We start from the raw sequence: 21,285 nt of genomic DNA, 5'->3' as shown, positions 1-21,285 counted from the left end.
TGTGTTGGGCAGACGCTTACGTTGGGCTTAGGCTACGCAGGAAAGCTCTGTAGAGAGCCTACTAGCTATAGCAGGCCAAAATTGCTTTCTGTCGCAAATTAAGACTCGAGGGACATTTATTTTAGTTTCAGACTTAAGATGCCGATGTGAGGAAGAGCAAGTCCATAGCCTTTCACAGATGTCAACCTATCGCCAGTTACAGCTAAGAGGCTGCTCATAGTTACAAAGCACGCTAGTACGATCTACAGCTTCTAATACCAAAAGCTAATCTTCCCCCGCACCACTATCAAACAAGGTACATTTACGCCCATCGAGCACGATCAGCAGTGCCGGAATGGAGCTACCAGGCCGGCTTGAAAGGGAATTGGGGTTATGGACAAAAAGTCGCTTTCCGAGCGGGACATCTGCAGCAAGTACATTGCCCCAGCCATTCAGCAAGCCGGATGGGACATGCACAAGCAGGTGCGCGAGGAAGTCAGCTTTACCAAAGGCCGCATTATCGTCCGGGGAAAACTTCACAGCCGTGGCGAAGCACGCCGCGCAGACTTCATCCTCTACCACCAGGCCAACCTGCCTATCGCTGTGATCGAGGCAAAGGACAACAAGCACTCCGTTGGATCGGGCATGCAGCAAGCCCTGGGCTATGCAGAGGCGCTAGACGTACCGTTCGTGTTCTCCAGCAATGGCGATGGTTTCCTGTTTCACGACCGCAGTGGCACAGGCAGCCAGGTAGAAACCGAACTCACCCTTGATCAATTCCCCAGCCCTGCCGAACTTTGGCAGCGTTACTGCCAGTTGAAGGGGCTGGATGATACAGTCAAGCACAAGATCGAAGCGCCCTACTACGACGACGGCTCCGGACGCATGCCACGCTACTACCAGATGAATGCCATCAACCGCACCGTCGAGGCTGTGGCGCGCGGCCAAGACCGTATCCTATTGGTAATGGCTACGGGCACCGGCAAGACATATACAGCCTTCCAAATCATCTGGCGGCTGTGGAAATCGAAACAGAAGAAACGCATCCTGTTTCTGGCTGACCGCAACATCCTGGTAGACCAGACCAAGAACAATGACTTCAAGCCCTTCGGCCAGGCGATGACCAAGATCGCCAAACGTCAGATCGATACCTCCTACGAGATCTACCTGTCGCTCTATCAGGCCGTCACCGGCACCGATGAAGAGATGAACATCTACAAGCAGTTCTCCCGCGACTTCTTCGACCTGATCGTGATCGACGAATGCCACCGTGGCAGCGCCTCCGAGGATTCCGCCTGGCGTGAAATCCTCGACTACTTTTCCAGCGCTACCCATGTCGGCCTCACCGCCACACCGAAGGAAACCAAAGAAGTATCCAGCATCACTTACTTCGGTGAACCGATTTACAGCTATACCTTGAAGCAAGGCATCGAAGACGGCTTTCTCGCCCCCTACAAAGTGGTGCGTATCGACTTCGATAAAGACCTGCAAGGCTGGCGGCCACCCAAAGGCATGCTCGATAAGAATGGCGAGCTGATCGAAGACCGCATCTACAACCTCAAGGATATGGATCGCACCCTGGTGATCGAGGCGCGCACGCAACTGGTGGCGCAGAAGGTCACCGAACTCCTCAAGGCCACCGATCCGTTTCAGAAAACCATCATCTTCTGCGACGACATCAACCACGCCGAGCGCATGCGCCAGGCACTGGTCAACCTCAACCCCGAGCGTGTGGCCGAGAATCGCAAATACGTCATGCGTATCACCGGCGATGACCAGGAAGGCAAGGCCGAACTAGATAACTTCATCAACCCGGAAGAACGCTACCCGGTGATTGCCACCACCAGCAAGTTGATGACCACCGGCGTCGATGCTCAGACCTGCAAGCTGATCGTGCTCGACCAGCACATCAAATCGATGACCGAGTTCAAGCAAATCATCGGTCGCGGCACTCGCATCAACGAGGACTACGGCAAGTACTGGTTCACCATCATGGACTTCAAAAAGGCCACCGAGCTGTTTGCCGACCCGGCCTTCGACGGCGACCCAGTAGTGATCTACGCCCCAGAAGGCGATGACTCCCCCGTACCGCCGGATGACCCGCTTGCCGATGAAGATGGCATAAGCGCAGGCAACGATAACGAGGGTGATGACCTGGATTTCACCGGCGAAGATGAGGGCAAAAAACGCATCAAGTATGTCATCGACAACGTCCCGATTTATGTCATCGCCGAGCGTGTGCAGTATTACGGTCCGGATGGCCGACTGATCACCGAGTCACTGCACGACTACACCCGCATCTGCGTGCAAAAGCAGTTCGCCTCGCTGGATGACTTCCTCCGGCGCTGGAGTGATGCCGAGCAAAAGAAAGTCATCATCGAGGAGATGGCCGTCCAGGGCGTGATGTGGGAAGCCTTGGCCGAAGAAGTGGAAAAGAAACAGGGCAAGCCGCTCGATCCGTTCGACCTGATCTGCCACGTCGCCTTCGATCAGCCTGCCCTATCACGGCGTGAGCGAGCCGAGCAGGTGAAAAAACGAAACTATTTCGCCAAATATTCAGGTGCAGCACGCCAGGTGCTGGAGGCGTTGCTGGATAAATACGCCGATACCGGCATCGAGCATATCGAGGACATCAAAATCCTGCAGCTTGACCCTTTCAGCCAGTTCGGTGCCCCCATCGAGCTGGTCAAGGCCTTTGGCGGTAAGGCTGGCTACAACAAGGCTATACATGAGCTGGAAGACGAACTTTACGCAAGCTAAGGGCTAAACACCGACGACATGCCAAAGCAGTCGCCCCCACTATCCGGTAGAATTTCGCCCCCTTGCGGTACGCGTTGAGAGAACTTCATGTCCATTAGCTCCACCATCAAGTCCATTCAGGACATCATGCGTAAAGACGTTGGCGTAGACGGCGACGCCCAGCGCATCGGACAGTTGGTTTGGCTACTGTTCCTGAAAATCTTCGATGACCGCGAGCTGGAATGGGAGCTGATGGACGACAACTACCGGTCGCCGATTCCCGACAGTTGCCGCTGGCGTACCTGGGCCGCCGATCCAGAAGGCATGACCGGTGAGGCGCTCAAGGACTTTATAGACAACAACCTGTTCCCCCAACTGCAGAACCTGCACGAGTACAGCAACACGCCCTCGGCCTTTGTGGTGCGCAGCGTGTTTGAAGACGCGTACAACTACATGAAGTCCGGGCAATTGCTGCGCCAGGTGATTAACAAGATTCAAGAGGGCGTGGACTTCAACAAAGCCCAGGAGCGTCACGAGTTCGGTAATCTCTACGAGCAACTGCTGCGAGACCTGCAGAACGCGGGTAACGCCGGCGAGTTCTACACCCCGCGCCCGGTCACCGAGTTTATGGTACGCATGGTCGACCCCAAGCTGGACGAGAAGGTCATGGATCCGGCCTGCGGAACAGGCGGCTTCCTCACCGGCGCCATCGAACACAAACGCAGTCGCTATGTAAAAACCGCCGAGGACGAGCGCACACTGCAGGCCAGCATTTTCGGCGTGGAGAAAAAGCCGCTACCGCACCTGCTGGCCACCACTAACATGATCCTGCACGGCATCGAGGTGCCCAACCAGATTCGCCACGACAACACCCTGAGTAAACCGCTGATCAGCTGGGGGCCGAGTGAGCGCGTGCACTGCATCGTTGCCAACCCGCCGTTCGGCGGCATGGAAGAAGATGGCATCGAAACCAACTTCCCCGCCGCTTTCCGCACCCGAGAAACCGCCGACCTGTTTCTGGTGCTGATCATGCAGTTGCTCAAAGACGGTGGCCGCGCCGCAGTGGTACTGCCCGATGGCTTTCTGTTTGGTGAAGGCATCAAGAGTCGGATCAAGGAAAAGCTGCTAACCGAATGCAACCTGCACACCATCGTTCGCCTGCCCAATGGCGTGTTCAACCCCTACACCGGCATCAAGACCAACCTGCTGTTCTTCACCAAAGGCACACCGACCAAACAGGTTTGGTTCTACGAACACCAGTACCCGACCGGCGTAAAGAACTACTCTAAGACCCGCCCCATGCGCATCGAAGAGTTCGCAGTGGAAGAGGCCTGGTGGGGCTGCGAGGACGACGGTTTTGCTGCACGGAAAGAGAGCGAATTTGCCTGGAAGGTCAGCGTCGAAGAGCTGCAAGCGCGAAACTGGAACCTAGACTGCAAAAACCCACATGTCGGCGAGCAGATCAGCCACAACCCCGTCGAGTTGCTACGTGATTACGCCACGCTGCAAGGCGAAATCAGCGACCTGCGCGATCAGCTCAAGGCCGTGCTGGCTGAAGCTCTGGAGCGTCAGGTATGACGGCGTTGCTCACCGATAACCTGCCGCTGCTAGCCGGCTCGCCCAATGGCATCAAGAAGCTGCGTGAGTTGATTCTGGAACTGGCCGTGCGCGGCAAGCTTGTACCGCAAGACCCCAGTGATGAGCCGGCCAGTATGTTGCTCAAGCGGATTGCCGACGATAAGGCACGCCTTGTCGCCATAGGCAAGCTTAAGAAGCAAAAGCCTCTAGAGGATGTTGACGACGCGGAAAAACCATTTGCCCTGCCTGATGGATGGGAATGGGTAAGGCTCGGTCAAGTAACTGAAGCAAGCACAGGACATGCATTTAAGAGCTCGGAATACAGGGCTTCTGGAACATTGGTGCTTCGAGTCACCAATATTAATCCAGACGGAACACTCGATTTATCAGATGCAAAATACATTGATCCCGTTGAGGCAGATTCTACCTATAAGAGTGTGCGTCTTGAGAGAGATGAGATTTTGCTCGTTATGGTTGGCGGCAGCCTTGGGAAGATTGGAGTTGTCGATGAGAGCTGTCTACCTGCCGTTCTTAATCAAAATATGTGGAAGATGTTCCGTCCGACAAGTGTCAGTCGGGACTATTTCGTGTACGGCCTCCGTCTCATCAATGCAACACAGCTGAAGATCACAAGCTCGACGCATGGGCACCTGGCTCAGGGGGAATATCTCTCGAAGCTTTTCCCTCTTGCTCCTGAACAGGAGCAACATCGCATCGTCGCCAAAGTCGATGAGCTGATGGCCCTGTGTGACCGGCTGGAAGCCCAACAAGCCGACGCCGAAAACGCCCACGCCCGACTGGTGCAGGCTCTGCTCGACAGCCTGACCCAAGTCAGCGACGCCACCGACTTCACCACCAACTGGCAGCGCCTAGCCGAACACTTCCACACCCTGTTCACAACCGAACCCAGCATCGACGCCCTCAAACAAACCCTGCTGCAACTGGCCGTGATGGGAAAATTGGTGCAGCAAGATACCAACGATGAGTCGGCGAGTGAGTTTGTAAAACGTATCCAAGCCGAAAAACAAAGCTATCTAGCCAAATCGAAGGTTCGTAAACAAAAGGATCTGGCTGCCAATTTGCAACCGGAACCGCCTTTTGAGGTCCCTGCCGGCTGGCAATGGCAAACCATTGATGATGTTTTACATGTGACTGGCGGTGTCACCCTTGGACGAAAACTTGGCGACCGCAAGCTGTTATCCAAGCCGTACCTCCGCGTGGCGAATGTCCAGCGTGGACGCTTGGAAATGGAGCAGATTAAGGAAGTCGAAGTTCCAGAAGACGAAGTCGAAAAGTACCTACTTCGGAACGGTGACCTGCTGATTACAGAAGGTGGTGATTGGGACAAAGTCGGTCGTACGGCAGTTTGGCGTGAAGAGTTGCCAGAGTGCCTTCACCAAAACCATGTTTTCCGGGCTCGTGCAGTAGTTGCGGATTGGGAGCCACGCTGGGCAGAGATGTATCTGAATTCGGCCTCAGCAAGAGAGTATTTTGCGGGTTCATCAAAACAGACCACCAACCTTGCTTCCATCAACATGACCCAACTTCGAGCATGCGCGTTCCCATTACCGCCGCTCGGAGAACAACAACGCATCATCGCCAAAGTCGACCAACTAATGGCCCTCTGCGAGCAACTCAAAACCCGCATAACCCAGGCCCGCCAGTTGAACGAACAGTTGGCCAGCACCCTGGTCGAACGCTCCCTCGCTGAAGACGCCCAGCAGGGCCCCATTGCCACGGACCAGCAAGTAGCCCGTACCCTCCTCGCCGCAGAAATCACTCATCAGCTACATAGCCACCGCACCTTCGGCCAACGCAAGCTGCAGAAGGTAATTTACTTAGCCGAACACACGGCCAGGCTCGCTGCAATCCAAGGTAACTACTTGCGCGACGCCGCAGGCCCTCACGATCGCCAATTGATGAATAAGGTCGAAGGCGAGATGCGAAACCATCAGTGGTATGAGCGCACTGACCGCGAGACGGTTGGCCACGCCTACCGCCCCCTCTCCAAAGCAGGGCAGCATAGACCAGCATATAGCAGCGCCTGGTCGATCACTGAGCGCGCCACCATTGGGCAGGTGATCGAACTAATGCGGGATTGGGATACTGATCGTTGCGAAATGACTGTGACGCTCTATGCCGCCTGGAACGACTTTATTCTCGAAGGACGCCCGGTTTCCGATGAAGCCATCGTGGAAGAAGTCATGCATAGCTGGAACGATACCAAGCTGCGCTTTGACAAAACCAAATGGTCGGCAGTACTCGCAGAGATGAAGAAGCACAAAATCCTCATGCCCAGCGGCTTTGGCAAACGCACCACAGGAGGCATGCTCAGCTTGCCCGGTTTCGAGTAAACCGAGATTGCTTTTAGCCGTCCTCGGAAAATACGGATACGAAGCATATAGCTCAATCCAGCCCCTCGCGGCATTCCAGTTGGTATTCCAAAGAAATTTACAAACTCACATTAGTCAATTAAATCAAATGTCTAAGAAACCAATTCAAATTACCCCGGCCCACCAAATTAACATCTAAAGACGTCCAAGGACGTCTTTTTTTGTGCCTGAAATCCAGTGAACACGGGGCTTCAGCGCTGCCGGAGGCGTTCCATACTTTTTGAGTTCCAGACGTTTGGTATTCCCGCTGATATTCGTCCTACCCCTGCGCAGAACGCGAGCAACCTCGAAACCCATTTGCACAGCAGCAGGATCACCACTCGAGGCGCGAGCCCCCCCCCTGATCGTTCCCGAATCGCCCGCGTGCTGCCTAACCGAAAGCGAGAACTGAGGAGCAACGCTGCCAGCAGCGGCCGACACGCCTGTCACCGCCAGCAGCGCAAAAACAGGTCATAAGCATATGAATTTATAATTGGTCATTCTTTCCTGAATTGCTGCTAGCTTAATTAGCGAAAGACGTCATTGTTCCTGCTGGCCAACAGAGCGGGTCATGTTTCATAGGATGAAAGTTGCACGCGGACTTCAAGGGATTAAAGTCTTCTCAGCATTCGCTACATGGCCACTGGGAAATAGCTATACCTGTTGAAAGTCCATTCAATTGGATTGATAAACGGTACCTGACATGACGGCTACGTTGAATTACTCGCTTTCAAAACTTGCGCCTGCGGCGCCACAGCCTCTGGATATATTCGAGCTTAAAGAATCTAACGTTCGTTCCTACTGCCGAGACTTTACCGCCACTTTCCATACTGCCGAAGGCTCGACCCTGACCAGTGAGCACGGCCAGGTGTTCATCGACTTTTTCAGTGGTGCGGGGGCCTTGAATTATGGGCATAACAACCCGGTGTTGAAGGCCGCGTTGCTCGATTACATCGGCAACAATGGCATCACCCATGGCTTGGATTTCAAGACCACTGCCAAGAAAGCCTTCCTGACGACGTTTGAAGAGCAGATCCTGGCACCGCGTAACCTGCACTACAAAGTGCAGTTTCCCGGCCCCACTGGCACCAACGCGGTGGAGGCGGCGATCAAACTGGCCCGCAAGTACACCGGGCGCCAGAATGTCGTGGCCTTCACAAACGCGTTCCATGGCATGTCCTTGGGCAGCCTCGCCTTGACCAGCAACCCGCGTAAACGCGCCGGGGCCGGTGTCAGCCTGAACAATGTGACGTTCATGCCGTATGACCGGTATTTCGGCGACGGTGTGGACACATCCTTGTACCTGGCCAACATGCTGCGCGGCGGCAGCGGGATCGACAAACCGGCGGCTATCGTACTGGAAACGGTGCAGGGCGAAGGTGGCGTGAACAGCGCTTCGGCCGACTGGGTACGGGCCGTGCAAGCCATCGCCCGCGAGCATGACATCCTGCTGATCATCGACGATATCCAGGCCGGCTGTGGTCGCACTGGGGAGTTCTTCAGCTTCGAAGCCCTCGGGGTCACTGCGGATATCGTGACCTTATCCAAATCCATCAGCGGTTATGGCTTACCCATGTCCCTCGTCTTACTGGCGCCCCATCTGGATGTGTGGGAGCCGGGAGAACACAACGGCACATTTCGCGGCAATAACCTGGCGTTCGTCACGGGCAAGGCGGTGATCGATCACTACTGGAGCAACACGGAGTTTGCCCAGACGCTCAAGGACAAGGCAGACCAATTACATCAGGGGTTGCTGGGGTTGTCCCTGAGCTTTGCCGAAAAGGCACCCAACCGTCTCAAAGGGCGAGGGTTTTTCAGGGGCATCGAGTTCGAGGACTCGGCCCTGGCGCAACAAATTGCAGCGCGGGCCTATGCTGGCGGGCTGATCATTGAAACCTCCGGCATCGACAACCAAGTGCTCAAGTTCCTCCCGGCGTTGACGATCACTCCCGCGCAGATCACCCAAGGCTTGCACATACTCAAGCAAGCCTTTGCCGAGGTGACCACGCCATGAGTGATCCCATCATCACCCGTCACGCGTCCCTCGACGACGCTGCAGCGATCGCGCCGTTGCTGGACAAATACCGTGAGTTCTATGGCGAAGCCCCCGACCTGGCCCGCTCACTGGCGTTTATTCAACAGCGCTTCTTTCTCGGCGAGTCAATTATCATCGTTGCGCAAGTCAACAATGAAGTTATCGGGTTTACGCAACTCTTCCCGAGCTTTTCAAGTGTCACATTAGAACGCCTGTGGATATTAAATGATTTATATGTCGAAGCCTCTAAGCGCAGTGCTGGGGTCGGCCTGGCGTTATTGAATGCGGCAAAAGCGTTCGCGCATTTAGCCGGGGCCAAACAGTTATTCATTGAAGGCGCTGACGACAACCCCAGAGCACGCAACTTATACACGCGCTTCGGGTTTATCGAAAACACCGCGTACCACTATTACCATCTTCCATTAAAGCCAATCCAGGGATAGGAGCTTTACCATGTCAGACACAGTTTTCGATATCGTGGGTATTGGTTTCGGCCCGTCAAACCTTGCATTGGCAATAGGCCTGGAGGAGTCAGCTTCCGCGCTGACCTATCGCTTCCTGGACGCCAAGCAGACACCGGACTGGCAGGACGAAATGCTGCTCAGCGGCTCGGACATCCAGAACAATCCGTTGCGGGACCTGGTCACACCTCGCAACCCGCGCAGTCGTTATGGCTTCGTCAATTACCTGAAAGAAACCGGCCGCTTGTTCGACTACCTCAACCTACCGCTGACGTACCCGCTGCGGCGCGAATACGCCGAATACATCAAATGGGTTGCCGGGCATTTTCTGGGCAGTGTCGAATCCTCGGCATTCGCCCAACGGGTGGAGCCTTTGCTATTAAAGGGCGAGCATGTATGGAAGGTCACCTATAACGATCAGCGGGTCATCTATGGGCGCAGCCTGGTATTGGGTACCGGGCGCACGGCGAATATCCCGGCGGTTTTCGAGGGCCTGAATGGTCCGCAGGTGTTCCACCTTAATCACTACCTCGAACGCATCAACAAGTTGCCATCGAGCGTGCAGCGTATCGGTGTGGTGGGCTCCAGCCAGAGCGCCGTGGAGATTGTGCTGGACCTGACTGCCAGGTTTGCGGACAAGGAAATCTACTCGCTGCACCGCAGCTTCAGTTTCCGACTCAAGGACACCAGCCCATTCAGCGACAAGGTGTATTTCCCGGAGTTTATCGACTACTACTTCAACCTGCCGCCGGACGCCAAGGCGCGGGTGGACAAGCAACTGCGCGGCACCAACTACAGCTCGGCCGATGAAGATGTGATCAACGCGCTGTACGTGCGCATCCATGAGGAAAAGCTGCAGGGCAAGCAGCGCATCCACATCCTCAACAACATCGCCATCGAGCAGGCGCAGGTTAACGCCTCAGGGCACGTGCAGTTGGCGCTCAAGGAAGTCAATCAACTCACGCACTCGACACTGGAGCTGGATGCGCTGGTGCTTGCCACCGGGTTCAAGGACATTGCCGCCAAGGAAAATGGCGAGTTGTATCCACCGTTGCTGGCGCCTTACCACCGTCGGTTTCGCGCCGATGCGCACGGCGCGCTGGTGGTGAATCGCGATTACAGCCTGACCGCTTTGGATGAGTTGCCCGCGGTGTTCCTCAACGGTTTGTGCGAAAGCTCCCATGGCCTGGGGGATGCCGGTTCGTTCAGCCTGATTTCGTTACGGGTTGAACACATCCTGTCGGCCCTGGAGACACAGTTGGCGCAGGTCGAGGCTCCGGCGCACGCATTGGCCTGAACCAATCCCGGCAGCAGCCCCTGCGGGCTGCTGTTTTATACAAGGAGGTCACATGTTTACAGCAGCATTGATTTACATCCTGGCGGTGATAAGCCCCGGGCCGAACTTCATCATCGTCAGCCGGTTCTCTTCATTAGGGTCGGTCACTACCGGCCTTGGTGCGACCTTGGGGATCTGCACCGTCGGCGTATTCTTCTCGACCATTTCCCTGCTGGGCCTGGCGGCGTTGCTGCATCAGTACCCGGCCTTTTCCAAGGTCGCCACCCTGTGTGGTTCGGCGTACCTGCTGTACATCGCCTACAGCATCATCAAAAGCGTACTGGCAAAAAACACCGGGACTGCCGAAAGCACCCCACCTGGGGTCACCAGCTTCGCCAAGGCGTATCGCGTTGGGGTCATCACCAACATCAGCAACATGAAGACCATCGCCTTCATGATCAGCATCTACGCCGGCTTTCTTTCTTCGCCCCGTACCGACCTCGAAAAGGTCGTGGTGGTGATGCTGTGTTCCACCCTTGAAGTCATCTGGTACTCCCTGGTCTCGCTGCTGTTCGGACAAGGCCCGATCAAGGCGCTGTTTCTCAAATACACCCGCCAGATCGATGTGGGATTGGCTGTGTTTCTGGTGGCGTTTTCCCTCAACAACGCGATTCCCGTACTGGTTGCCAGTCGATGAGGCCGTGTCATGGAATGGAACGATCTTCTCAAGGACGTGAGCATGCGCTTCAAGTACCGCAGTTGGCTGCTGATCGACCTACCCCGCGATGGCTTACCCCAGAACTGTCCAATACCGGACCTGGCGAGCAATTACGACGCCACCTTGATTCTCGACTGCGGCCTTGAAGATATCTTCCCCATCGTCGATGCCTTGGGCCCCGGGGTAAGCTACGCAGCCTCGCTGTACACGAGCCGGCGCAAGGTTGAAGCTGCAGTGGCTTTTCACGCGTTCAAATGGGCCTGTTGAGGCCCACGCACGAGTCCTTCCCACATCCGTTCACGAAATATTAAGAATCGCCTACCTATACTCGCCAATCGTCCGAGTCGTTCTTCAGAACGGCCTCCTGCCTTGGTAGCAAGAACTCATGACACGTCCCGCTTCTCTGCTACTCCTGCTTGCTGGTCTGCTGTTCTTCTTCGCCCTGGGTAACCATGAACTGCAAGGTTCCACCGAAGCCCGCGTCGCCGGGATCGCCATGGCCATGCACCTGGACAATAACTGGGTGGTGCCGCAGTTGTTTCGCGAGCCCTTCCTGGAAAAGCCGCCCTTGAGCCTGTGGCTGGATGCCGGGGCCATTCGTTTGTTTGGCGCTACGACCTGGGCCGTGCGCCTGGCCTCGGCGTTTGCCGGGCTATTGAGCGTAATGCTGTTCTACGGGATGTTGCGCACGTTCGGACGTCCGAAAACACTGGCGTTCTGCGCGGCGCTGATCCTCGCGACCATGGCCAGTTACTGGGGCAATGTGCGCGGCGTGGGTGAAGATTCACTGCTCAGCCTCGGCGTGACCACTGCACTGCTGGCGTTCTACCAGGCGGTTCGCCCCGAGCGTGAAGGCTCCAGCGCGGGGGCATGGGCTTTGTTTACCGCCGGGATGGTGATCGCCACCCTGAGCAAAGGCGTGTTGGGGCTGGCGTTGCCGGGCATCGTGATCTTCGCGTACCTGGCCAGCACCAGCCTGATGGACAAGCACCTGCGGATCGGCGACTGGCTCAAACCGGCGGTGTTTACCTTGTTGGCCTTGGTGCCGCTGATGGTCTGGCTGGGTTTCCTGTTCCAGCGCGGCGGGATGCAGGCGGTGGGCGAAGTGTTGTGGACCAACAGCGTCGGGCGGTTCAGCGGTTCGTTCGTCGAGGCCGGGCATTACGAGCCGTTCTACTACTACATCGCGAAGCTGCCGGAAGCGTTCCTGCCCTGGAATATCCTTGTGTACCTGGGCCTGTGGCACTTTCGAAAAAGCCTGGTGCGCAACCGCTACCGCCTGTTCTTCAGTGTCTGGCTGGTGGCGCAGTTCACCCTGCTGACCCTGGCTTCCAGCAAGCGCACTGTTTACCTGATGGCACTCACTCCAGCCGCCGCGGTGCTCGCCGCAGAATATGCAGGGGTGCTGTTGGAGTGGCTCAAGGCACACAAGCCAGCGCTGTACCGTTACCACGGGGGCGTGATCGTCAGCGCATTCAGCCTGGCAATTGCCAGCTATCTGACAGCTGCGTTCTGGTTCGCCCCCAAAGCAGACAAGCGGGAGTCTTTCGTGCCGGTGATCAGTCAGGCCAGGGCGTTTCAAGCCGACGGTCGGGATGTGGTGATGTTCCAGCCCAATGAGCGCATTGCCGGGGCGAGCGTGTTCTATCTGCAGGCCTACTTGCCGATCCTGCAAACCGAAGCGCAGTTACGCAGTTTTCTCACGGCCAAGCCCGGCAACATTGCATTGCTGGACAACACCCGCCAACTGAGCGGGACGGTCACGGTGATCAAGGAGATGAAGATCGGTCGCCAGCCTTACTACTTCATCGAGCAGTAAGGCCAGCGCATAGAGGGATCAGTGCTTGGTGAGCTTGTCCAGGTAACCCATGGCAAAGGCCGAGACCACGAAGGTCATGTGGATGATCACGTACCACATCAGGTGCTGGGGATCGACGTTCTTGGCGTCCATGAAGATGCGCAGCAGGTGGATCGAGGAAATCGCCACGATGGACGCCGCCACTTTCATCTTCAGCGAGGAAGAGTCCATGGTGCCCAGCCAGTTGAGCTTTTCCTTGTTTTCATCGATATCCAGCTGCGACACGAAGTTCTCGTAGCCGGAAATCATCACCATCACCAGCAAGCCACCCACCAGCGCCATGTCGATCAACGACAGCAGCAGCAGGATCACTTCCGCTTCCAGCATGGAGAAAATGTTGGGAATCACGTGAATGATTTCCTGGAAGAATTTCAGCGCCAGGATCAATAAACCCAGGGACAGCCCCAGGTAGATCGGCGCCAGCAGCCAGCGTGAAGCGTACATAGTGTTTTCGATAAAGCGTTCCATGGGATCTCACACAGCTTGGCTAAAAATGGCGGCGAGTATACCAGCCGCTACAAGACACCTGTAAGCACGAGAAAACTGACCCAGGCGGCATCTGTAAGAGAATTTTTCTGCTAGTGTCGAGCCCATCAACTCGGCTCGATGACGTCGGACAGGAAAAAACTCAGATGATGGATGTGCGATCCCCTTTGGCCAGCATCGGCCTGTGCGCGGCATTGCTGCTGGCCAGCGGCTGCTCTCCCAGCGACGAGCAGAAACAGACGACCCTCGAAGAGAAAACCGCCACGTTCGAACAGTCCCTCGACAGCATCCAAGACCCCAAACTGCGCGACGCCATCGCTGACCTCGGCGGTTCGCTGTTATTGCTGGAACGGGCGCGAGTCAAGCTGGCCACCAAGCCCATCGAAGCCGAGTACGGCGAAGACAACCTCGCCTTGCTCAAGCACTACCCAACACCCCAGGCGCTGGTGGACACCTACATCAATGGCCTGTTCGTGCTGCGCAAGACCTCCCATTCCGATTACCTGACGGATCTGCAACCGGTCTTTCCATTCAGTTTCAGCATGCCCGACCAATTCCCCTTTCCCCATGGTCTGGAATGGCAGTCGGTCACCTTGAGCAACAACAAAGTCGTCCCCTTCCAGCCGGAATGGTCGGAAACCGACCCCGGCATTCAGTTAAGCCCCAGCAGCTCCAACCTGACCAACCCCGATGACCTGACGGTGACCTACCCCTTCATCGACGGCATCGAGACGGAAAATAAGAGCCAACCGCAGCCCGTCACGCTCAAAGGCGCGGTCGAAGTCATCGCGCCGGGCAAGGTGCTGACGTTCGACCTGTCGAAAAAGGACGTGGGCCACAAGCGCACCGAGGGCACTATCACGCTCAACTTGCTGCTGCTGGAGAAGAACTACGCGGAAATCGAGCTGACCAACAGCGCGCCGCTGGCACCGCAAGTCGGCGACGAATCGCCGAACCCTCTGCTGGTGCAAGCGCGGGACAGTACCGGCCAATTTCTCACACGCGCAGGCTCGATCAACGAAAGCGCTGCGCAAGTGGCGTTCTACGAGAAGCAACTGGCTGAGATGCAAAAGCAGAAGGCCTGGTCTGAAGGGTTCGAAAAACAGCTCACGGATGAACAGAAAGCCTTCGAACACAAACAGGGCAGTCATTACGCCAAGGTGTACTTCAACGGCCTGATCGATAACCTGCAGGTCAACGTGATGGACTTCTCGACGGCGTCCGTCACCCGCAAGGACCTTGAACTGCCAGTGCTGCGCTTCGACAAGAACAGCCTGGAAAAGACCGTACAAGCCTTGCCGATGCCGGTCACCGTGTACGACGACAGCGCTGCCAGTTGGCTCAAAGACGCAACCATGACGGAAGAGCAGCTGAAAAACAGCGTCAGCATCAGCCAGTCCGTCGAAGACGCCAGTGCCGCGCATGTGGTGTTCGACCACCCATTCACCTTCAACGACGACCTGGTGGGCGCCGAGCGCAATAGCAGCGAATCGCCAATTACCTTTTTTACGGCGGACGAAAAAGGCGAGCGCGGCGACCCCATCGAGCTGCCGGCCGAAGCGTTCGAACTGAACCCGGCCCGTGGCACCCTCACCTACGACCTCAACCTGTTCCCGGAAAACCCGGCGTTCGTGGTGGGCTCGATCCCGCTGTTTTTGGCGACTATCGAGAAAGGCGAGCTGGACGTGACCAAGTTGCCCAAGGGCTTGTCGCTCAAGGACAACGCGCTGGTCGTCGATCAGAAAGACTTCCCCGCCGACAGCTGGCGCTTCTACGCCAAGGACGCCAGTGGCCAGTACCTCAAGGAAATCCTGGGGGTCAGCCACCGTGCCGAGGAATACGGCACGGCGATGTTTGACGTGCATTATTTCTACGGCCGACCGACCGCACTGGAAAGCTACCAGCGTACCGACCTGAGCACCGTGCAATACGGCTTCGAGGTCAAGCTGGACAAACCCGACAGCAAATGACCGCCGCTACAGCGCAAGCGGTTCACGGTTGCCATTGAGTTGTCGCAGGTGGGCCTGCATGTGCAGGCACCAGATCTGCGGGTCGCCCGCCACCTCATAGCCGTGCAGGGTGAGGCTGTCCACGATCGATTCAAGGATGGTTTGCGCCGCAAAGGGCCCAGGAAACGGGCCTTGGGACTTGATGGTGGACGGCTGTTCACCGGACATTCCGGCGGCAAACAACAAGGTCCACATCCCGTTATCCCCCGCGAGAGGGCGAATGGAGCATTCGATACGGGTGACCAGGCCAAAGCACTGGCGGGTAAGGCAAAGGTTGCGCGGCATGGCGGCGACCCTCGGTAGATCGGTGTTCAGCCCGGCCTGGGGCGAGGCTGTTTCTATCCAGCGACTCCTGTGGATATCCCTAAAGCAGAGAATAGAAGAAAACCGCTACAAACCAAGGTTGTAGAGACCAACGGTGGTGGGTGCCTATGGTGAAGTCAGTTTATTGGCAACTTCACCCAATCTGTGGCGAGCAGTCCCTGTGGTGAGCGGGCTTGCCCGCTCACCACAAGAGCACGTCCATCACAGAGCCCCGTCAGCTCACAGGTTTGGCTTCAGCCAACGCCTGCTGTGCCAATTCCTTTTCCGCCTCCTTCAAGTCTTCCTCGCTGATCATCTCGGCAATCGCCCGCAAACGCTCAACCACCCGCGCATTCACCGTGCCTTCCGGGAATTGCCCCTCGGCGTCCGGCTCACCCGCGTCCTCGCCCACCAACAGGCTCAACGCCTCATCCGCCTGGCGCACCGCGTAGATATGGAATTGCCCGGCACGCACGGCCTGCAGCACCTTCTCATCAAGCATCAACGTGGCAACGTTGGCCTGGGGAATGATCGCCCCTTGCTCACCGGTCAAACCGCGCGCTTCGCAGAGGCGGAAGAAGCCTTCGATCTTCTCGTTGACCCCGCCCACCGCCTGCACTTCACCAAACTGGTTGATCGAACCGGTGATGGCAAAGCATTGCTTGAGCGGGGTTTTCGACAGCGCCGAGATCAAGGTGCACGCCTCGCCCAGGGATGCACTGTCGCCGTCCACATAACCGTAGGATTGCTCCAGCGCGATGCTCGCCGAAATCGCCAGCGGGAATTCCTGGGCATAGCGGCTGCCCAGGTACCCGGTCAGGATCATCACGCCTTTGGAGTGAATCGGCTGGCCAAGGTTGACCTCACGTTCAATGTCGACAATGCCGCTGCCGCCCGGGTACACCGTGGCGGAAATCCGCGCCGGCACACCGAAGGCCGAGTCACCGACTTCCAGCACCGTCAGCCCGTTGCACTTGCCCACGGCCGCACCGGCGGTGTCGATCAGGATCACCCCGGCGAGCATGTCGTCGAGAATCCGCGCCGACACACGCCCGGTGCGGGTGGCCTTGGCCTTGAGGGCGCGCTCGATATGCCCCGCGTCGGTCATCTCATCGCCCGCCAGGTGACGGATAAAGTCCGCCTCGCTGACCAGTTGGAACAAATCACCAATACGCGCCGACAAACGGCCCTGATGCTCCGCCAGCCGTGCGCTGTACGTCGCCAACCGCGCCACCGCGTCCGAGGTCAGCGGCGCCATGCCTTCTTCCGATGTACGGGTTTTGAGCAACTGGGCGAACTGCTCCAGGCTCTCGTCCACCATCGGGATGTCTTCGTCGAAATCCACCAGCACCCGGAACATCTCCTGGAAGTCCGGGTCGGCGTCCTGCAACGCGTAGTACAGCTGGCGCGAACCGATGATGATCACCTTGACCTGCAACGGGATCATCTGCGGGTTGAGGGTCACGGTGGCCAGGCGGCCCAACTCGCCCAGGGGCGATTCCATCTTCAGCTTGCGCGATTGCAGGGAGCGCTTGAGGGCGTCCCACACGAACGGCTCGCTGAGCATTTTTTCGGCTTCAAGAATCAGGAACCCGCCATTGGCACGGTGCAAGGCGCCCGGGCGCAGTTGGCGATACGTGGTGTAGAGCGCGCCCTGATCGGTGCTGTACTCGATACGGCCGAACAGGTTGTCGTAAGTCGGGTGCGGCTCAAACACCACCGGTGCGCCACCGTTGACCGGGTGCCCCACCACCAGGCTCGGGCAGTATTGCTCTTCGAGCAGCTTGCGGGCCTGGGCGTCGGTCTTGGCGTCGTCGACCAATTGCTCGACCACAGTTTTGAGCAGGTACACCTGCATGGCCTGCAGGTAACCGCAGACCGCTGCGTTCTCGGCGTATTTTTCCGACAGTGGCGCCAGCAAAGGTTGCAGGGCCAGGGTGATGGTTTCTTCGTTGAACTGACGCAGTTGGTTGTTGGACTCGCGCTTCCACTGCGGCAGGCTGGCCAACTCTTCGTTAAGGCGCTCTTCCAGCTCGGAAATATCCGTGTGGAAACGCTCGCGATCCACTTCCGGCAGCTGCGAAAACTCGGCTTCGTCCAGCGCCTTGCCGTCGAGCATCGGCGTGAACGCGATGTTGGTACTGTCGCGGTACAGTGCCACATCCTTTTCCAGGGCCAGACGCTCGATCACGTCCAGCGCCTTGTCGTAACGCTGGTTGAAGGCGCGGTCGATGGCGCTTTTGCGCTGTTGATAAGTCGGGTGTTCGAAGACCGCCGGGAAGGTGGCCACCAGGTTGTCGACCAAGCCATTGATATCGGCAATGAATGCCGCCGCCGCACCGCCTGGCAATTCCAGGGCACGGGGCTCGCGAGGCTCATCGAAATTATTCACATAGACCCAGTCCGCCGGGGTCTGCAGGCGTTTGCCTTCAGCTTTCAGGTAGCGTTTGACGAACGAAAAACGGCCGGTACCCGGCTCGCCCATGACAAATACGTTGTAACCGGGGCGTGGCATGGCCACACCGAACTGCAACGCTTCAACCGCGCGTTCCTGGCCAAGCACACCGCGAAAGGGCTCCAAATCATTGGTGGTCGAGAAGCTGAACTGTTCAGCGGAGAAAGGGCGAGTCAGCGCTTCGGGCGCTAGACGCAGGCTGGCAGCAACAGGATCAGGCATCGGGCTTCCTTACATCAGGCGGGGCAGATGACGGCATTCTGGCTCTCCGTTGCGCGCTCTGGCAAGGCGAGCCTGTGGGAAAGCGTAGACACGCAATGCGTCCTACAAAAAAATCGCGACATCTCTGATTGTTTTATAAAAACACACGGAACCCTTGGAACGTGCCTAAACTCCAAACTGCGCGGGTTGGACTAATAACCGATCCCGAGGGCGCTATGAAGTGCCTGAACCCTTGTCCATTGGTTTGCACACAAAGAGAACAAAGCTATGAAACGGATCCTTCTCGGTACTCTCTTCACCGTCGTCTCCCTCAATGCAATGGCAGAAGCACCAGGTGGCCCGAACTGCGGTTGGGGCAACATGTTGTTCGAAGGCCAGCGCGGTACTCCAGCTCACTTCCTGGCCTCTACCACCAACGGTACCTCGGGTAACGCCACCTTCGGCATGACCTCGGGCACCAACGGTTGCAGCACCAACAGCGCGCTGACATACGGCGGCAAGTCCTGGATTGCCATGAATGGCATGATGAACGAGCTGTCCGAAGACATGGCCAAGGGTAATGGCGAAGCACTGACCACCTACGCCGTGGTACTGGGCGTTGCGCCAGAAGATCGTGACCACTTCGCAGCCGTGGCTCACGAACACTTCCAGCAAATCTTCAGCAAGGCCGATGTAACCGCTGAAGACGTGCACAACAACACCCTGGCTGTACTGAAAGGCGATGCCCGTCTGGCGAAATACGCTACCCAGGCTTAAGCTCGACCTGCCCGCGCCTCTCCAGGCGCGGGTTTTATTTTTGGACCCGCCCCCCTTTGGGTCTCTCTAATTTCCGACTTAAGTTGCCCCTATGCTCAAACGCTTTGCCTGGATGGCACTCCTCGCCTGCGCCCCGCTGTACGCGGCACCGCACCTTGATGATCAACGTTTGCAGCAACTGGCCAACGATCCGTTCTGGCTTTCGCTGGGCCATTACGAAGCCGGAAAAATCAGTGGCTGGCGCAGTTATGTCAGTGAAAAGAAATTCTTCCTCGCACCCGATGGCGCCCACCACCCGGATGCCGAACTCAAGGCCACCGTTGAAGCACTCTATGCTCCGGCCAGCCTGGGCGAAAAACACGCCCAATGTGTCTACCCCGCACGGACCCGCTGGCTCAAGGATCAGTTGCACCTGACCGACCTGCCCGCCGTGGACTGCACCGAATTCAAGCAATGGTTCAAGGACGTTGCCCCCCATAGTGCGGTGATGATCTTCCCGGCGGCCTACCTCAACAGCCCGTCGTCGATGTTCGGCCACACCCTGCTGCGTATCGACCAGGCCGACGTGCAGAGCAACAAAACGGCGCTGCTCAGCTACGCGATCAACTTCGGCGCCTATATAGAAGGCTCGGACAACAGCATTCTCTACGCCTGGAAAGGCCTGATGGGCGGCTACCCCGGCCTGTTCGCGCTGGTGCCCTACCAGGAAAAACTCTCCGAGTACCGCAGTCTCGAAAACCGCGACCTGTGGGAATACCGGCTCAACCTCACCCAGGTCGAGACCGAGCGCATGGTCGAGCACGTGTGGGAGCTCAAGCAGATCCAGTTCGACTATTTCTTCTTCGACGAAAACTGCTCCTATCGCCTGCTGGAACTGCTGCAAGTGGCCCGCCCCGGCCTGCGCCTGACCGAGCAATTCCCGCTGACGGCCATTCCTACCGACACCGTCAAGGCAGTGAAGGACGCGGGACTGGTCGAGAAAATCGACTACAGGCCATCCCGCGAGCGCGAGTTGCTGGAACGCGCCAAGCCGCTGGACAGCGACGAACAGCAATGGGTGCTCAAGGTCAGCGATGACCAGCAACAATTGCAGGCGCCTGCTTTCAAGGCATTGCCCCGCGACCGCCAGGCCCTGATCATCGACGCCGCCTATCGCCTGGGCCGCTACCGCGCCAACGGCCTGGAACGCGACACTGCACGCTCCCAACGCAGTTTCGAATTGCTGCGCGCAATCAATCAGAACCCCGCGCCCGACCTGAAGATCACACCGCCCGGCCTGCCGGAAAACGGTCACGAATCGCGCACCTGGCAAGCCGGCATCGGCACCCGTGGCGACAAGGCCTTCGGTGAATACGGCCTGCGCATGGCCTATCACGACCTCAACGACAACGCCGAAGGCTTCCCCCTCGGCGCGCAGATCGAAATCCTGCAAATGAAACTGCGCCAGTACGAAGGCAACCACTGGCAATTGCAGCAACTGGACCTGGCCACCATCCGCTCCCTGACCCCGCGCAACGCCCTGCTGCAGCCGTGGTCATGGCAAGTCACTGGCGGCCTGGAGCGCGTGCCGGGCAAGCACGACGACGAAACGCTGGTCGCCCACGTCAACGGCGGCGCCGGCGGCACCTGGCAGCTGCGCGACGACATGCTCGGCTTCGCCCTCGGCACCGTGCGTGTGGAACACAACAACGACTTCAACGAAGCCATCTCCCCCGCGGCCGGCTTCAACACTGGCGTACTGTGGAAAAACCCGCTGGGCAATCTGAGCCTGGAGGCCAAGGGCGACTTCTTCACCAATGGTGAAGTGCGTCGCAGCATCAGCCTCAACCAACAGTGGGAATTGTCGCGCAACCTGGGCCTGCGCCTGAGTGCACAGCGCGAGTACAGCCACTTGTCGACACCGGTCAATGAAGTGATGCTCGAAGTAAAGTGGTATCACTACTGACCCAGCCTGGCGAAAATCAAAATGTGGGAGGGGGCTTGCCCCCGATGGCGGTGCATCAGCCAAATATTCAGTGACTGACACACCGCTATCGGG

15 protein-coding genes are annotated in these 21,285 nt (G+C 57.5%); 12 read left to right on the top strand and 3 right to left on the bottom strand.

Features of this window, described 5'->3' with window-relative positions; genetic code table 11:
* The first annotated feature begins 372 nt into the window (after nt 1-372).
* The 9 genes from hsdR (at nt 373) to IQK56_RS12185 (ending at nt 12,977) form a co-directional block, all read left to right on the top strand.
* A complete protein-coding gene (gene hsdR, locus IQK56_RS12225; protein ID WP_193863289.1) occupies nt 373-2,739 on the top strand; it encodes an EcoAI/FtnUII family type I restriction enzme subunit R in 2,367 nt (788 codons plus the stop codon).
* Between the two features lie 87 nt (nt 2,740-2,826).
* A complete protein-coding gene (locus IQK56_RS12220; RefSeq protein WP_045156938.1) occupies nt 2,827-4,296 on the top strand; it encodes a type I restriction-modification system subunit M in 1,470 nt (489 codons plus the stop codon).
* Nucleotides 4,293-6,650, top strand: a complete 2,358-nt coding sequence (locus IQK56_RS12215; RefSeq protein ID WP_193863287.1) for a restriction endonuclease subunit S — start codon at nt 4,293-4,295, stop codon at nt 6,648-6,650. Before IQK56_RS12220 ends, IQK56_RS12215 begins: the two co-directional genes overlap by 4 nt.
* A gap of 778 nt (nt 6,651-7,428) precedes the next feature.
* Nucleotides 7,429-8,682 (top strand): diaminobutyrate--2-oxoglutarate transaminase, encoded by a 1,254-nt coding sequence (ectB, locus tag IQK56_RS12210; RefSeq protein WP_206691810.1) that lies wholly within the window; start codon nt 7,429-7,431, stop codon nt 8,680-8,682.
* Nucleotides 8,679-9,146: a GNAT family N-acetyltransferase gene (locus IQK56_RS12205; RefSeq protein WP_150761947.1), complete on the top strand. Its 468-nt coding sequence runs from the start codon at nt 8,679-8,681 to the stop codon at nt 9,144-9,146. Before ectB ends, IQK56_RS12205 begins: the two co-directional genes overlap by 4 nt.
* A 10-nt stretch (nt 9,147-9,156) precedes the next feature.
* The gene (locus tag IQK56_RS12200) at nt 9,157-10,461 is read left to right on the top strand and encodes a SidA/IucD/PvdA family monooxygenase (protein ID WP_150761946.1); all 1,305 of its coding nucleotides are present in this window, start codon (nt 9,157-9,159) and stop codon (nt 10,459-10,461) included.
* A gap of 52 nt (nt 10,462-10,513) precedes the next feature.
* Complete coding sequence (locus IQK56_RS12195; RefSeq protein ID WP_150675920.1) at nt 10,514-11,137, top strand: LysE family translocator; 624 nt, start codon at nt 10,514-10,516, stop codon at nt 11,135-11,137.
* 9 nt (nt 11,138-11,146) lie between these two features.
* Nucleotides 11,147-11,425: a hypothetical protein gene (locus tag IQK56_RS12190; protein WP_150761945.1), complete on the top strand. Its 279-nt coding sequence runs from the start codon at nt 11,147-11,149 to the stop codon at nt 11,423-11,425.
* 118 nt (nt 11,426-11,543) lie between these two features.
* Nucleotides 11,544-12,977, top strand: coding sequence for an ArnT family glycosyltransferase (locus IQK56_RS12185; protein ID WP_193863283.1), 1,434 nt, complete (start codon nt 11,544-11,546; stop codon nt 12,975-12,977).
* A gap of 18 nt (nt 12,978-12,995) precedes the next feature.
* Here IQK56_RS12185 and IQK56_RS12180 read toward each other — a convergent pair whose 3' ends face one another.
* Complete coding sequence (locus IQK56_RS12180; RefSeq protein ID WP_057012796.1) at nt 12,996-13,484, bottom strand: TIGR00645 family protein; 489 nt, start codon at nt 13,482-13,484, stop codon at nt 12,996-12,998.
* Between the two features lie 164 nt (nt 13,485-13,648).
* Between IQK56_RS12180 and IQK56_RS12175 the strand changes: the two genes are divergently transcribed.
* Nucleotides 13,649-15,472: a hypothetical protein gene (locus IQK56_RS12175; protein ID WP_193863281.1), complete on the top strand. Its 1,824-nt coding sequence runs from the start codon at nt 13,649-13,651 to the stop codon at nt 15,470-15,472.
* A 6-nt stretch (nt 15,473-15,478) separates the two neighbouring features.
* Here IQK56_RS12175 and IQK56_RS12170 read toward each other — a convergent pair whose 3' ends face one another.
* Together IQK56_RS12170 and IQK56_RS12165 are read right to left on the bottom strand one after the other, a co-directional pair.
* Nucleotides 15,479-15,796, bottom strand: coding sequence for a PA4575 family protein (locus IQK56_RS12170; protein WP_122307095.1), 318 nt, complete (start codon nt 15,794-15,796; stop codon nt 15,479-15,481).
* A gap of 253 nt (nt 15,797-16,049) precedes the next feature.
* Nucleotides 16,050-18,491 (bottom strand): Lon protease family protein, encoded by a 2,442-nt coding sequence (locus IQK56_RS12165; RefSeq protein WP_150675924.1) that lies wholly within the window; start codon nt 18,489-18,491, stop codon nt 16,050-16,052.
* A 267-nt stretch (nt 18,492-18,758) separates the two neighbouring features.
* On the opposite strand from IQK56_RS12165, the gene IQK56_RS12160 reads away from it, so the two are divergent.
* Nucleotides 18,759-19,247: a DUF3015 domain-containing protein gene (locus IQK56_RS12160; protein WP_099584757.1), complete on the top strand. Its 489-nt coding sequence runs from the start codon at nt 18,759-18,761 to the stop codon at nt 19,245-19,247.
* Nucleotides 19,248-19,338: 91 nt separating this feature from the next.
* The gene (locus IQK56_RS12155; RefSeq protein ID WP_150761943.1) at nt 19,339-21,192 is read left to right on the top strand and encodes an Lnb N-terminal periplasmic domain-containing protein; all 1,854 of its coding nucleotides are present in this window, start codon (nt 19,339-19,341) and stop codon (nt 21,190-21,192) included.
* Nucleotides 21,193-21,285: the final 93 nt, after the last annotated feature.

Source organism: Pseudomonas cyclaminis (genome assembly GCF_015163715.1).
Lineage (GTDB): Bacteria > Pseudomonadota > Gammaproteobacteria > Pseudomonadales > Pseudomonadaceae > Aquipseudomonas > Aquipseudomonas cyclaminis.
This window is presented reverse-complemented; position numbering and strand designations above follow the sequence as displayed.

Bases quoted from the DNA above. Each gene is read 5' to 3' on its own strand.
- hsdR (WP_193863289.1), top strand. From the start codon at position 373: ATGGACAAAAAGTCGCTTTCCGAGCGGGACATCTGCAGCAAGTACATT.
- IQK56_RS12220 (WP_045156938.1), top strand. From the start codon at position 2,827: ATGTCCATTAGCTCCACCATCAAGTCCATTCAGGACATCATGCGTAAA.
- IQK56_RS12215 (WP_193863287.1), top strand. From the start codon at position 4,293: ATGACGGCGTTGCTCACCGATAACCTGCCGCTGCTAGCCGGCTCGCCC.
- IQK56_RS12205 (WP_150761947.1), top strand. From the start codon at position 8,679: ATGAGTGATCCCATCATCACCCGTCACGCGTCCCTCGACGACGCTGCA.
- IQK56_RS12200 (WP_150761946.1), top strand. From the start codon at position 9,157: ATGTCAGACACAGTTTTCGATATCGTGGGTATTGGTTTCGGCCCGTCA.
- IQK56_RS12195 (WP_150675920.1), top strand. From the start codon at position 10,514: ATGTTTACAGCAGCATTGATTTACATCCTGGCGGTGATAAGCCCCGGG.
- IQK56_RS12190 (WP_150761945.1), top strand. From the start codon at position 11,147: ATGGAATGGAACGATCTTCTCAAGGACGTGAGCATGCGCTTCAAGTAC.
- IQK56_RS12185 (WP_193863283.1), top strand. From the start codon at position 11,544: ATGACACGTCCCGCTTCTCTGCTACTCCTGCTTGCTGGTCTGCTGTTC.
- IQK56_RS12180 (WP_057012796.1), bottom strand. From the start codon at position 13,484: ATGGAACGCTTTATCGAAAACACTATGTACGCTTCACGCTGGCTGCTG.
- IQK56_RS12175 (WP_193863281.1), top strand. From the start codon at position 13,649: ATGATGGATGTGCGATCCCCTTTGGCCAGCATCGGCCTGTGCGCGGCA.
- IQK56_RS12170 (WP_122307095.1), bottom strand. From the start codon at position 15,796: ATGCCGCGCAACCTTTGCCTTACCCGCCAGTGCTTTGGCCTGGTCACC.
- IQK56_RS12165 (WP_150675924.1), bottom strand. From the start codon at position 18,491: ATGCCTGATCCTGTTGCTGCCAGCCTGCGTCTAGCGCCCGAAGCGCTG.
- IQK56_RS12160 (WP_099584757.1), top strand. From the start codon at position 18,759: ATGAAACGGATCCTTCTCGGTACTCTCTTCACCGTCGTCTCCCTCAAT.
- IQK56_RS12155 (WP_150761943.1), top strand. From the start codon at position 19,339: ATGCTCAAACGCTTTGCCTGGATGGCACTCCTCGCCTGCGCCCCGCTG.